The following is a 13,909-nucleotide window of genomic DNA, read 5'->3' as shown; positions in this document are numbered from 1 at the left end:
GACTTCCTGTCGAGAAAAAAGCCGGCGATTGTGCAGGTTTTGGAGGGGCAGTTAAAGGCCGATCCCGCGCGCGACCGTACCCGGTTCAATTCAAGTCAGTTAACACGATCCCGAACAACCGCCTCACATGGCAACAGCCGATGGGCCTCGTCGAGTTCCGTGGCGTGATGCACGCCCCATTCGATCAGCGATTCCAGAATGGGCCGCAGGCTTTCGCCCAGCGGGGTCAGCAGGTATTCGATCCCCTGGCGATCCTCGGCACTGGGCTGCCGACTCACGAGCCCGTGTTCCTCAAGCGCTCGCAGCTGCTCGATCAACACTTTCTGTGAAACGCCGACAATGCGCTTCTCCAGATCACAGGTGCGTTGCGGTCCGTCCAGCAGCACATGGAGGATGACCCCCTTCCAGCGCCCGGAGAGCACCGCCAGCGTACGCTCGACCGGCAAACCCGGCAGTCTATTGATTGTCTTCATGTGCCACCACTGACTAAACGGTGTGTAGATGGGCGCGACTTACGAAAAGTACGCTTTCCTTCCGATCAAGTCCGACCCGAAGGAAGACCCATGATAGACCTGTTTGAATCCCGGTTCATTGGCTGCACCGTTGTGTTGAAGAACCGCATGGTCATGGCCCCCATGACCCGCACGCGCACGTCCGAGGGTGATGTCCCCAATGAATTGATGGCCGCCTACTACGGGCAGCGAGCCAGTGCCGGCCTGATCGTCACCGAGGCAACGGACATTGCGCCGTCCAGTAATGGCTATGCCATGACCCCCGGCATTTACACGCCAGCCCAACGGGAGGGCTGGCGTCTGGTGACCGATGAGGTTCACCGCAATGGCGGCACGATATTTGTGCAACTGTGGCACGTCGGCAGAATGGCCCATCCATCGCTCATGCCGAACGGCGAGGCACCTTGGGGGGTGACCGAGGAAAGGGCGGAATCGCAGGTGTTTGCCCACGGCCCTGACGGCAAGTTGGCCCATATCCCTGCGGGCAAGCCTCGGCGCATGAGGCCTGAGGAAGTGATGGCATTGGTCGATACTTTCACGCGAGGCTGCATCCACGCACGCGAGGCGGGATTTGACGGTGTCGAAATCCACGGCGCCAACGGCTATCTGTTCGAGCAGTTCATGAACTCGGTACTCAACACGCGCACCGATTTATATGGAGGCGCAAGCGTAGAAAACCGCACACGGTTCCTGCTGGAAGTTGTTGAAGCGGCGGTGCGTGAATTGGGCCCGGGGCGCGTGGGTGTGCGCCTGTCGCCGTTCGGCAAGTTCAACGGCATTCCGGCAGACCCTCGCACCGAGGAAACCTTGCTCTACGTTGCCGAGCGTTTGGGTCGTCTCGGCGTTGCCTATCTGCACCTGGTCTACGAGCTGATGCCTGAGGCGAACATGGAGGTGGCCGAGTTCAAATCGCACCACCTCGACCACGCGCTGCTGGCCAAGGTTCGGGCAGTGTTTCCTGGCGCAATCATCTGGTGCGGCGGATTCACTGATCGCCAAAGCGCTCAGGCTGCGCTTGATACCGGGTTGGTGGACTTGATCGCCTTCGGCAGACCCTACATCGCAAACCCGGATCTGGTTGAGCGTCTCAAGCACGGTTGGCTGTTAGACGAAGCGGACCGATCAACCTATTACACCCGATGCGGGGAGGTGGGTTATACGGACTTTCCTGCCTATTCCCTAGGTCGTGCTTCACGCCGGGTGGGCTGATAGCGGCGGTGGGGCGAGCGGGCGTTTGATAAGGGTGGTGCTGTGAATGCCTGCGATACGTGTGGTGAATCTCCGTATCAACGAGCTACCCAAAGCGGTGACCATGAGTGCGCGGCGCCGTCCCGAACATTTGTTCGAGAGACAATGTGACGTGGGCCGGGTTTGTTGGGCGTGCGGGGGGCGGCTTGATCATAGGTGGTGTGTTCATAGTCAGCTTTTGGCCGATTGTTGCTTTCGCGACGGGCTGCAACCCAAACCGGTCATTCGTGACGGGCAGAAAACGGCCAGGAGCAGTCTATCGGTTCCTTCGCGACACTAAACTGAAAATATTTTTGCCATAGCGACAGCTAATGGGCTTCAGGTATCCAAACTGATTGCTCAATATTCAAGGTTTAATTCGTTTTTCGACTAAGCTGAAAGCTTGGTGGACTTTGCCAATAAGAATGGAAGCACTCACGCCTACATGAGGTAGCGCAATGAGCAATTTACCGCCAGCCAGTCCGCAGTATCCTGAAGCACTTGCGCAAGTGATCGCCACACCCAAGTTCATGCGCTGGAGCAGATCAATTCCCAGTAGGTGGGCGCGCCATGGTCTGGTCGCCGTACTGCTGGGAATCAGCGTCTTTGCGGTGTGGTCTTCAGTGACCACTGGACGCCTGGGACAGGAGGCTATCGCTTCGAGCGTCCTGTCCGATCACTACACAGCGGCGGCGACGGCTGTCGCAGCCGCCGAGTCTCTGGAGCGTAAATATCGGCTGGACCCCAGCCCGAAGGTTCGTAGTAAGTTCAAGACTGTCGTAACGCAACTAACCAGTGCGCTTGAGCGTGTTCACCGCTTTGGATCGCCTCCAGACCATCTCCTCGTCGAGGATGTTCGCACGTCACTGACTCTTTACCTTGAAAGCGTCAACAAGTTGTTCGATGCCGTCGATCTTGGAGATGATGCCCGGGTGCACTGGATCGACAATGAGGAGGCCGATCCGCGGTTCGAAAAGATTGAAAGAGTCGTCCTGAAAGCGGCAGCCGACCGCCACAAAGAATCTATCCTGGCTCTGGAAAAACTGCGCACACGGGAGTCCTTCAACGCCAATAGCACTCCCATCGTTTTTATCGCCGGGCTGCTTCTCGTCGGATTGTTCGCCCAAGTGCTACAGCGCACACGGGTCGAGCTCGACAGTCAACGCAAGGATGCCCTACACGCGTCACTGCATGACAAGCTCACCGGACTGGCCAATCGAACGCTGCTGGCTGACCGTTTCGAGCAGGCATTGCGCCTGGGGCGCCGCCAAGGTTCCACCACAGCCCTGTTGCTGATCGACCTTGACCGGTTCAAGGAAGTCAACGACACCTTGGGGCACCACTACGGGGATCTTTTGCTCGACCAGATCGGCAAGCGGTTGATCAGTGAGGCACGGGAAATCGACACGGTCGCCCGCCTGGGAGGTGACGAGTTTGCCATTCTACTACCCACTGTCGAGGGCCTGGATGGTGCGCTGAAAGCAGCGCTACGGCTGCACACCGCGATCACCGCATCGTTCAAAATCGATGGGGTCGACCTTGATGTCGAAGCCAGCTTTGGAGTCGTGGTTTCGGGTCTGCACGGTGACGATCCTGCGACACTCATGCAGCGCGCCGACATCGCCATGTATGCCGCCAAAAAACAGGGCAAGGGCATACTTGCCTATGACCCCGGAGCGGATCGTCGCTCCCCGGAACGCCTGGCAATACTCGGCGAACTGCGGCGAGGTCTGGATCGAGGCGAATTGTTCCTGGAGTACCAGCCCAAGGTCAACCTGAGCACAGGAGAAGTCACTGGTGTAGAGGCGTTGGTGCGCTGGCAGCATCCGACGCGCGGCCGCGTGAATCCAGATGAGTTCATTCCGTTTGCCGAACACACCGGGATCATCGGCTCTCTTACTCAATACGTGCTGAACCTCGCGCTGTCTCAGGTGCGGGCCTGGGCCGACGCCGGAATATGGATACCGGTCGCGGTGAACATTTCGGCACGCAACCTGCTGGACGACAAGCTGGTGGCTCAGATCGTCGGCCTACTTGAACACCACAAACTGACCCCGAATATGCTCATGCTCGAAGTGACCGAGTCCGCCATCATGCTCGATTCCAATGCGGCTCGTGCCATTCTCACGCAGTTACATGCGCTGGGCATCCATATTGCCATCGATGATTTCGGCGTCGGTTACACCAGCCTGGCTCAGTTGAAGGACCTGCCCATCAGCGAACTCAAGATCGACAAATCCTTTGTACTGGCCATGCAAAACGATCAGGCCAACGAGCTCATTGTACGGAGCGTCGTCGATCTTGGTCACAATCTGGGCATGACGGTCATCGCCGAAGGTGTGGAAACGGCCGAGTTGCTTGATGCTCTGGGTGGTTACAACTGCGACATGGCCCAGGGATTTCACGTCTGCCGTCCGGTAAGCGCTGAGGCGTTTGTACGTTGGTATGTAGAACGAGAGCGCAAATAGCTCAACAAGCTTCTAACCGATTGGGAGCATACGACGACAACCGCTCGCATTGCCTGTTGAATGCTTCTGGCTGATATCGTTTCCAGCTGCATACTGCCGATCACTGTCCGCTGTTGGCTGATTTCTGCCTGTCGCGACTCACAGAAAGCGACCGAGGCTGTGCGAAAGCGTTTTAGAGCATATTGAAGGCTTGAAGGTCTTCTGCAATGGGATAATGCGGGTGAGAAAACATAAGTTTTTTGCATTGAGCTGGGGGGTAGCTGTCACTCTGGTGGTGGGGTTAGGGGCAAGCATTCTGGGTGCCTGGTTCCTCGAACGCATCAACGAACAGCAGGCTCAAGAAGCGATCGCCGCGGCCACCGAGGAAGCCGCAGAGTTGGTTTTAACTCGCCTCGATCTTTACCAATACGGGTTGCGTGGCGCTCGTGGAGCGGTGCAGATAGCGGGTGAGCATGGCATCAGCCGCGAGGTTTTTGGCCAATATCACCAAACACGCGACCTCGCCGCCGAGTTCCCCGGCGCCAGTGCTTTAGGCTTTATCAGACGAGTAGCGGAGCGTGATGAACGCGAGTTTCTCAATTACGCTCGGACCGATGGCAAAACTGATTTCTCCATTCGTCAACTCTCACCCCATTCAGGCGAGCGTTACGTTGTCCAGTATGTGGAACCTATTGAGGGTAACCAGGCTGCAATTGGCTTGGACATAGCTTCGGAAACGGCGCGGCGAGAGGCTGCCCAATCCTCGATACAGAGCGGTGTAGCACGGATAACCGGGCCCATCACTTTGATACAGAACACAGCGAAACCGCAGCAGTCTTTTCTGGTGTTGATGCCCATCTTTCGCGGCGGCGAGACTCCGGCGACCACTGTTGAACGAGAGACAGCAGCGTTTGGCTGGATCTATGTCGTGTTGCAGACAGAGCAGGTACTCAGAGGCCTGCGCATAGAAAACGAGACGGTGCATCTGCGATTGAGGGATATCACTGTCCCTGGGCAGGAGACGCTGTTTTATGAAAGCACCAACGACTCGGCTAGCCGTGAAACGCTGATGACCCATCAGTCGGAGCGCGAGGTATACGGGCGGCGATGGCAAATCGAACTCGGCGCGCATCCAATGTTCATCCAGCGCCTGCATCAGGTTTCACCAACAGTCATCCTGTTGCTTGGTGGTCTGCTCACTCTTCTACTGGCTACTCTGACGGGTGTCGCGAGTGTCAGCCGCCAACGCCGGCGGCAGATATTCGTCGAACAAGCAAGGCTTGCCACCATCGTCGAAAGCTCGGCCGATGGCATTATTGGAAAAACACTCGATGGCATCGTCACCAACTGGAACAAAGGTGCCGAGCACCTTTTTGGCTATACCGCCGAGGAGGCGGTGGGCCAGACGCTCGCTAGTCTGGTTATTCCTGAGGAGTTTGCAGCTGAGGAAGCCCATATCCTTGCGCGCATAAGGGCCGGGGAGAGTATCACTGGCTTTGATACCCAGCGCCGCCGCAAAGATGGCCGGCTAATTGATATCTCCGCCAGCATCTCACCCATTTATGGAGAGGGTGGTCGCGTCGTTGGAGCCTCCAAGACGCTGAGAGATATCTCGGCGAAAAAAGTAGCAGAAGCCCGAATTCTTGAACTCAATTCAAACCTGGAAGCGCAGGTTGCGCAGCGAACTTCCGAGTTGCGGCATCTCAATCTATTGTTAGGCAGCGTGCTGCGCTCGGCCACTGAGGTCTCGATCATCGCGACGGATCTCGATGGCGTTATCCGTGTGTTCAACAAAGGCGCCGAGCATTTGTTGGGTTATCACGCCGATGAGTTGCTGGGTCAGCACACACCTGAATCGATACATGTGCGAGAGGAACTCGCCGCTCGTAGCGTTGAACTGAGCGAAGAGTACGCTCAGACAATCAATGGTTTCCGTGTGTTTACCCATAAACCTGAGCTTGAAGGTGCGGAAACCCGGGAGTGGACTTACATACGTAAGGACGGCTCGCGGTTTCCTGTCACGCTGGTGGTCACCTCCATGCGTGATGACGACGGAAAATTGAGCGGCTATCTGGGCATCGCGGTTGACATCACCGAACGTAAAGCGGCGGAGAAGGAGTTGGCTGCGAGCCTGGAGACGACACAGAAACAACGTAGTGAGCTGATGGCGATTCATGATCAGTTGCTGATGGCTGCTGAAGTAGCCGAACTGGGCGTCTGGTCCTGGACGTTGGCGGACAATGCCTTGCAATGGAATGATCGGATGTTCGAGTTCTACGGTCAGCCACTGACATTGCGCAATAATGGTCTGGGTTATCAGCACTGGTATTCGCGAGTTCACCCCGACGATGTGGTGGCAGCGGCTGAAAAGCTGAGTGCCGCAGTCGAGGGGAAGGGGGTGTACGACACCATTTTCCGTGTCGTTCGCCCGGACGGCCAGATTCGCTTCATACAGGCAGGCGCGCAGGTCGAGCGTAGTCCCAGCGGTGCGGCTTTGCGTGTGACGGGTATTAATCGGGACATCACCTCCCAGCGCGAACTGGAGTCACATCTGCTGTACGCCAAGGAACAGGCCGATATCGCGAGTGCGGCCAAGTCCGCCTTCTTGGCCAACATGAGCCATGAAATACGCACGCCGATGAACGCCGTGTTGGGCATGTTGCAGTTAGTGCAGAACACTGACCTGAATGGTCGTCAACTCGACTATGTGACCAAAGCACAGTCCGCTGCGAAATCACTGCTGGGCTTGCTCAATGACATCCTCGATTACTCCAAGATTGAGGCCGGCAAGCTGCAACTCGATGTGCACCCATTCGAACTCGAATCGCTCATGCGTGACCTCTCCGTTGTGCTGGCCGGCAACCAGGGTCAGAAAGAAGTCGAGGTCATGTTCGACCTGGACTCCAATCTACCCAACGACCTGATAGGCGATAGCCTGCGACTGCAACAGGTGCTGATCAACTTGGCGGGTAACGCCCTCAAGTTCACCCTGGAAGGTCAGATCGTGGTCAGCGTTGAACAACTGATGCGCACGGAAAATTCTGTGAGATTGCGCATTGCAGTTTCTGATACAGGTATCGGTATCAACCCGGAGCAACTTCAGCGCATTTTTGAAGGATTTACTCAGGCCGAGGCTTCAACCACCCGCCGCTTTGGTGGCACCGGTCTGGGCCTGGTGATCTGTAAGCGGTTGGTCAGCTTGATGGGCGGTGAACTTCAGGTGGAGAGCCAGCAGGGTATGGGAAGCCGCTTCTGGTTCGATATCACCCTTGATGTTGAGCCGAGCTCGCTGCTGAGATCTGCCCCCCCTGTAGTCGATGTGTCCATACGGATACTGGTAGTGGACGACAACGCCATGGCGGGTGAGTTGCTGTTGCGAACCGTTCATGCATTAGGGTGGGAAGCCGACCTCGTGAGTGGTGGCACACAAGCAGTGAAATGGGTGAAAAACGCCCAGGCGAGAGGCGAGGCCTACGACGTGGTACTGATGGACTGGCGGATGTCCGATATGGATGGGCTGAGCGCTGCGCAATTGATCCATCAGCAGGGCAATGGCATACCTCCTCCATTGATCATTATGATTACCGCTTACGGCCGAGAAGTGTTGGCCGACGCATGCGAGTTGGGAGACGCTCCCTTCGTGGGGTTTCTCACCAAGCCTGTCACGCCTAAGCAGTTAGCCGACGCCGTTCAGCGAGCACTCAACGGCAAAGGCCTTGCGCAGTCACTCCCGTCCAAGTCATCAGTTGACAGGCTGCAGCGCCTGGCCGGGCTGCGGCTATTGGTGGTGGAAGACAACATGCTTAATCGGCAGGTTGCCGATGAGTTACTGACAGGAGAAGGTGCTCAAGTAACGTTGGCTGAAGGTGGTCTGGAAGGTGTGAGCAGGGTGTTGGCTGAGAAGGTGCCCTTCGACGCCGTGTTGATGGATATCCAGATGCCGGATATTGATGGCTTGGAGGCGACCCGTCGCATTCGATCGAGTCCACGTTTTGCAACGCTGCCGATCGTGGCGATGACCGCAAATGCCTCCAACACCGACCGTGAGACCTGTCTTGCTGCGGGGATGAATGAGCATGTCAGCAAGCCCATAGATCTGGAACAACTCGTCGCTACATTGCTTTTTCAAGTGGGCCTTGAGGATCGCAAGGCATCTCCAGGCTCGGGCCAAGTCAATACAGAACAAGGCGTGATCGATTCGCGTGCATCGATCATTAGTCGCTTTGGTGGTGACCTCGATTTGATCCGCAACGTGCTGCGTAACTTTGGCCCCGAGCTAGAAAAACTGCTTGGCCGGTTGCAGGATCAGATCCAGCGGCGAGACGCATCGGGGGCCATTTTCGTGCTCCATTCCATTAAAGGCAGCAGCGGCACCATGGGGGCCAAGGCGATGTCGCTACTGGCCGGCGACCTGGAGCAAAAACTACAATCCGCAGATGCAGGGTCTGTAGCGCGCATCTTTGCTGACGCAACATGGTTTGATGAGTTGAGCAGGTTACTGCAACAAAGCCTTGAGCAGATGAATGTCGACTTTGGTCAGAGCCCGAGCGCAAAGGGCTGTGTTGACTCCGAATTGATGGCGCTCACGCAATGGCGAGAATCCCTTGAGGAGATTTTGCTGTTGCTGGAAGCTGGCAACCTCCAAGCCATAGAGCTGGCAGACGCATTGGCGTCAAAAACGCCGCAATCCCTGCGCCCACAGTTCGACGAACTTGTTGTCATGGTGCAGTCGCTAGACTTTTGCGCTGCGATGCCGCTTGGTCGTGAACTTTTGAGATCTGCCTGATGGAACTATCGATGGAAACCTGGTTAGCACATCCCCATAACCGCCCGAAACTCCTCATTGTCGACGACCAACCGATTAATATCCGGGTACTCCATGAGTTGTTTCGTGAGGATTGTGATGTGTTCATGGCCGCCAGCGGTGAGCAGGCGATCACGGTAAGCCAGACCCTGCTACCCGATTTGATTCTGCTGGACGTGGTCATGGAGGGCGTGGACGGGCATGAAGTATGCCGTCGACTCAAGGCTGACTCTGCGACCCAGGACATCCCCATCATATTCATTACCGCACAGCAGCAGGAGTCGGATGAGGTACTAGGCCTGGAACTTGGCGCGGTGGACTTCATCAGCAAACCCTTCAATCCAATCATCGTCAAAGCCCGTGTGCGAACACACCTGGCCCTTAAACTACAGAGCGATCTGCTGCGTTCCATGGCATTAATGGATGGCCTTACTGGAGTGGCCAATCGACGCAAATTCGATGAGGACATCTCGGCGGATTGGCGCCAGTGCTTTCGAGAGCAAAAGCCGCTGTCGCTCATTATGGTGGATGTCGACTTTTTTAAACGCTACAACGACCGATACGGGCACCAGGCTGGAGATGGCTGCTTGCAATCCGTTGCCCAAGTGTTATTTGAAACGGTTAGACGCCCCTACGACTTGGTCGCTCGGTATGGTGGCGAAGAGTTTGCCTGTGTGCTGCCCAATACAGGTCTTTCTGGAGCGGTCGAAATTGCAGAAAAAATGCAAGAGCGTGTCCGGGCGCTGGGCATTGAACATTCGACTTCTGATGTAGATCGTGTGGTGACTATTTCTCTGGGCGTCGCAACATTGACGCCCTCTCGCGATCTTGAATTCCAGGCTTTGATAGAGGCTGCGGACAAGCAACTCTATGAAGCGAAGAAAGCTGGTAGGGCTCGGGTATGTTCATCTGCAATGTCATCCCGTTAAGGGTTTTTCCCTTTGCAGACTGCATTTTCGAATGGATCTCATGGGCTAGCGCTGAATCAGGAACTTGCGCCAATCGAAAACGCTAGGCGTTTCTCCGCGTACTCGCTCCAATCGTCGCGGTCACGCATCCGTGGCGGTCAGGCTGGCATCTGGTGGCAAGCGGTCGACCCGTAATGCATCAACGACCAGCGAAAATGCCTGGGAAGGTTGCCGGCGGCTGGGGTAGTACAGGTGAAAGCCGCCAAATGGTTCACACCAGTCTTCCAGCACCCGAACCAGGCGCCCTTGAGCCAGTTGTGAGGCAAACTCGTCCTCGGGCAGGTAAGCGATGCCCAGCCCGCTGGCCGCTGCATCGGCGATATGGGTAGTGGAGTTGAATACCAATTGGCCGGCTACCCGCACTTTCAGCTTTTTGCCCTGGCGCTCGAATTCCCACGCGTCCATGCCGTCATAAGTAGGGAAACGTATGTCGATGCAGCGATGTGTTGCCAGATCGCGAGGGTGTTCAGGGGCGGGGTTTTGGGCGAAGTAGCTTGGCGCTGCCACGACCGCCATTCGTATAGCCGGGCCGATGGGCACGGCAATCATGTCTTGGGCCACCGTGTCACTGAAGCGCACGCCGGCATCGAAGCGGTCGGCGACGATATCGCGAAAGCCATAGTTGATATCGAATTCCAGCTTGATATCCGGGTACATCTGCAGCAGTGGCGTTAGCTTGGGTAGCAGCGTGGTCTTGATGATGTTGTCACCGCAGGTGATCCGCACCGTGCCGGCCGGCTTGTCGCGCAGCTCGGTCAAAGCGTCTACTTCAGCCTCGATTTCATCGAAGCGATGGCCCACCGCTTCCAGCAGCCGCTCACCCGCCGTGGTCAGAGACACACTCCGAGTGGTGCGGGTAAGCAAGCGAATTTTTAGACGTGCTTCCAGGGCCGAAACCACCTGACTCACTGCCGATTGGGTCACCTCTAGTTGAACCGCCGCGCGGGTAAAGCTGCCCACGCGCGCCACGGTCACAAAGGCCAGCAGATCGTTGAAATTGTGTTTAGCCATAGCGATATCACTTGGGCGATTGATTAGCTGTGGTTATAACCGCATTAAGTATTCATTAGCTAATCAAAATCTCGTCATTCAGCAACAATAGCTGGCATGCCAGCCCCTCTTGCAAGAAGAGGGGCGAGCCCGGCGCTAATTGCCTGCGTCGCCGTTAGCTTTCCTCTGAAAAGGATGCTCCATGAAAAAACTTCTCGTAATGCTCGGGTTTCTGCTGAGTTCATTCACCGCGTTAGGAGCCGATATGTCCAACGGTGCAGATAATTTCTTCAAAAGTGACAAGGTGACCGTGCAAAAGGTCAGCTTCAAAAATCAGTACCAGCTCAATGTGGTGGGCAATCTGTTCATTCCTAAAGGTCTGGACAACGCCGCCCGTAGCCCGGCCATTATCGTTGGCCACCCGATGGGCGCGGTAAAGGAGCAAAGCTCCAACCTGTATGCGCAAAAACTCGCGGAACAGGGCTTCGTTACCCTGGCGCTGGATTTGTCGTTCTGGGGCGAAAGTGAAGGCATGCCACGCAATGCAGTGCTGCCGGACATGTACGCCGAGGACTTCAGTGCCGCCGTGGATTACCTGGGCACGCGGCCTTTTATCGACCGTCAGCGCATCGGCGTGCTGGGTATCTGTGGCAGCGGTAGCTTTGTGATCAGCGCGGCCAAGATCGACCCCCGCATGAAAGCCATCGCCACTGTCAGCATGTACGACATGGGCGCCGCCAACCGCAACGGTCTCAAGCATTCGCAAACCCTTGAGCAGCGCAAGCAGGTCATCGCAGCTGCGGCCGAGCAACGATATGTGGAATTCACGGGCGGCAAGATCGAATACACCGGCGGCACTGTGCAGGAGCTCGATGCCGACACCCACCCCATTCAGCGCGAGTTCTTTGACTTCTACCGCACCCCGCGTGGCGAATTCACCCCGACAAGCTCCACGCCGCAACAGACCACCCGCCCGACGCTGAGCAGCAACACCAAATTCATGAATTTCTACCCATTCTTAGATATCGAGAGTATTTCGCCCCGCCCGATGCTGTTTGTCGCAGGTGAAAACGCCCACTCCCGCGAGTTCAGCGAAGAGGCGTTCCGCCTGGCGGGTGAACCTAAAGAGTTGGTCATTGTGCCCAATGCCGGCCATGTCGATCTGTATGACCGGGTAGAGCTGATTCCTTTCGCCAAGCTGACCCAGTTCTTCCAGAGCAACCTGAAGTAACCGGCTGCCATCACCCTACCGAGGCTTATCAATCCAACCATGAACAACACATGCGCTGACACCCATTTGGGCGCCACCTCCGCCAGCGAAACAGGCACTCGTACTGCTCACTGGGGCGGCGTTTATGCGATGACATTGTGCGTGTTCGCGCTGATCGCATCGGAGTTCATGCCTGTCAGCCTGCTGACGCCATTGGCAGACGACCTGCACGTCAGTCAAGGCTTGGCAGGGCAGGGGCTTGCCATCTCTGGCGCGTTTGCAGTGTTGGCTAGCCTGTCCATCAGCTGGATCGCCGGCACCATCAATAGAAAGACGCTGCTTCTGGTGCTAACTGGCTTGATGGCGGTGTCGGGGACCGTTGTGGCACTTGCCCCGAACTACCTGATCTATATGGTTGGGCGTGCCCTGATTGGTGTGGTGATAGGCGGCTTCTGGTCGATGTCGGCAGCCACCGCGATGCGACTGGTTCCGGCCGCACAGGTGCCCAGGGCGCTGGCTGTTTTCAACAGCGGCAACGCTCTGGCGATGGTGGTGGCAGCGCCACTGGGCAGTTATCTGGGCTCCGTAATAGGTTGGCGCGGTGCATTTTTCTGCTTGGTTCCGGTGGCACTGATTGCCCTGGCCTGGCAATGGACAAGCCTGCCCAGTATGGCAACACAGGAACGTTCGCCAGGTGCCGGCAATGTTTTCAAACTGTTGAAAAATCGCACGGTGGCGCTGGGTATGGCCGCCAGCGGCCTGTTTTTCATGGGCCAGTTTGCACTGTTCACTTACCTGCGCCCGTTTCTGGAAACAGTAACTTTGGTTAACGTGCCAACCCTTTCTCTGTTGCTATTGACGATCGGCATAGCTGGCTTTTGTGGCACGACGATGATCGGCGGGGTGCTGAAACGCAGCCTCTACGGCACCCTGAGTACTACCTCACTGCTGATGGCCGCGATTGCTTTGGCACTGATTCCTGCTGGCACTTGGGTTCTCGCAGTGGCGGTGCTGCTGGGGCTCTGGGGATTTATTGCGACGGCAGCGCCCGTGGGCTGGTGGAGTTGGATTGCGCACGCCTTGCCACATCACGCCGAGGCGGGCGGTGGACTGATGGTGGCAATCGTGCAGTTGGCCATCGCGGTGGGTTCCACCGTGGGCGGCGTACTGTTTGACACTCTCGGCTACCAAAGCACTTTCATCGCCAGCGCAGCGCTGCTGATGCTAGCCGCCTTGATGACGTTTCTAACCTCACGTTCGCCTGTGCCGCACACCCGGTGACCATCCATTCGACGGACAAAGCAGTTGACTAGGGATGCAAAGCTAGTGCGACTCGAATTACTCAAGCGCTGTACGTCAGCCCCATACTTGAACTGAGACAGGAGTCTTCCATGAACCACTCTCGCGCCGCCTCAACACTGGCCGCACTGGCGTTTTTTACCGGCACTTACTTCGGGCCAGCCGTCGCGGCCGAGCAGAACCCGGCTCGCCAGCAAATCACTCGCGCGGGAGAGCAAGCCTCGATGTCAGGGTCTGCCGATTATTTCACTGGCCGTGTACGGGTTGACCCTTTGATTGTTGCCATGTCCGGTTGGGGGCGCTGGGCTTCGTAATCCTGGCCAGTTTCGCCAGGGCCCGGATAGCCAGCGCCAGTACCTCCCATGAACCGGAGAATCAAATAGTGAGTGAGCAGACTTTAACCGCCAAGCAATAGGCCATTGCCCCTATCGGCGCCAGCATGGCGGTCGGCG

Annotated in this window: 9 protein-coding genes; 7 read left to right on the top strand and 2 right to left on the bottom strand. The window is 56.8% G+C overall.

The window, feature by feature from the left end:
• Positions 1–95: 95 nt before the first annotated feature.
• On the bottom strand, positions 96–473 hold the full coding sequence (locus ACA072_RS17600; RefSeq protein WP_497619411.1) for a winged helix-turn-helix transcriptional regulator: 378 nt from the start codon (positions 471–473) through the stop codon (positions 96–98).
• Positions 474–563: 90 nt separating this feature from the next.
• Here ACA072_RS17600 and ACA072_RS17595 point away from each other — a divergent pair, with 90 nt between their 5' ends.
• From ACA072_RS17595 to ACA072_RS17580, 4 genes are all read left to right on the top strand, one after another.
• Entirely contained in the window at positions 564–1,721 is a 1,158-nt protein-coding gene (locus ACA072_RS17595; protein WP_497619409.1) for an alkene reductase, read from the top strand.
• A 476-nt stretch (positions 1,722–2,197) separates the two neighbouring features.
• Complete coding sequence (locus tag ACA072_RS17590; RefSeq protein ID WP_497619407.1) at positions 2,198–4,207, top strand: putative bifunctional diguanylate cyclase/phosphodiesterase; 2,010 nt, start codon at positions 2,198–2,200, stop codon at positions 4,205–4,207.
• Positions 4,208–4,421: 214 nt separating this feature from the next.
• Positions 4,422–8,972, top strand: a complete 4,551-nt coding sequence (locus ACA072_RS17585) for a PAS domain-containing hybrid sensor histidine kinase/response regulator (protein WP_497619405.1) — start codon at positions 4,422–4,424, stop codon at positions 8,970–8,972.
• On the top strand, positions 8,972–9,919 hold the full coding sequence (locus ACA072_RS17580) for a diguanylate cyclase (RefSeq protein ID WP_497619403.1): 948 nt from the start codon (positions 8,972–8,974) through the stop codon (positions 9,917–9,919). Before ACA072_RS17585 ends, ACA072_RS17580 begins: the two co-directional genes overlap by 1 nt.
• Positions 9,920–10,039: 120 nt before the next feature.
• Here the strand turns inward: ACA072_RS17580 and ACA072_RS17575 are convergent, their stop codons facing one another.
• On the bottom strand, positions 10,040–10,969 hold the full coding sequence (locus ACA072_RS17575; RefSeq protein WP_497619401.1) for a LysR family transcriptional regulator: 930 nt from the start codon (positions 10,967–10,969) through the stop codon (positions 10,040–10,042).
• Between the two features lie 181 nt (positions 10,970–11,150).
• Here ACA072_RS17575 and ACA072_RS17570 point away from each other — a divergent pair, with 181 nt between their 5' ends.
• From ACA072_RS17570 to ACA072_RS17560, 3 genes are all read left to right on the top strand, one after another.
• The gene (locus ACA072_RS17570) at positions 11,151–12,179 is read left to right on the top strand and encodes an alpha/beta hydrolase (protein WP_497619400.1); all 1,029 of its coding nucleotides are present in this window, start codon (positions 11,151–11,153) and stop codon (positions 12,177–12,179) included.
• Positions 12,180–12,218: 39 nt separating this feature from the next.
• Positions 12,219–13,439, top strand: coding sequence for an MFS transporter (locus ACA072_RS17565; RefSeq protein ID WP_497619399.1), 1,221 nt, complete (start codon positions 12,219–12,221; stop codon positions 13,437–13,439).
• 110 nt (positions 13,440–13,549) lie between these two features.
• Positions 13,550–13,771, top strand: a complete 222-nt coding sequence (locus ACA072_RS17560) for a hypothetical protein (protein ID WP_497619398.1) — start codon at positions 13,550–13,552, stop codon at positions 13,769–13,771.
• Positions 13,772–13,909 lie beyond the last annotated feature (138 nt).

The organism is Pseudomonas sp. LBUM1656, assembly GCF_059716065.1.
The sequence above is the reverse complement of the archived record's forward strand: the minus strand, read 5'-3'. Positions and strand labels throughout refer to the sequence as shown.